We start from the raw sequence: 250 nt of genomic DNA, 5'->3' as shown, positions 1-250 counted from the left end.
CTGCCTGCCGGATGGGTACAAGCCGAGCGGCAGGCAGTAGGTGCAACGAAAGTTACACACATCGGTAATCGACAGGCGCAAGTAGTAAAACTTACGCGCAAATGCATCAGTCAGTTGTGAAGCCATGTACACCTTTCCAGATACGGGAGGCGAAGTCATTTCTTCCTTCGCCCTGGTGGCAATCTTTACGAGCATTGTCACGGCCAAAGCACCGTATCAGTTGACCCAGGTGCAGAGGCTAGAGTGTTTA

1 riboswitch is annotated in these 250 nt (G+C 52.0%).

The features are described from left to right. Window positions 1-113: 113 nt before the first annotated feature. Window positions 114-250: riboswitch (molybdenum cofactor riboswitch) on the bottom strand. This riboswitch is flagged as partial in the annotation.

It is taken from the genome of Bacillus sp. SIMBA_154 (genome assembly GCF_046536015.1).
Lineage (GTDB): Bacteria > Bacillota > Bacilli > Bacillales > Bacillaceae > Bacillus > Bacillus pumilus_P.
The sequence above is the reverse complement of the archived record's forward strand: the minus strand, read 5'-3'. Positions and strand labels throughout refer to the sequence as shown.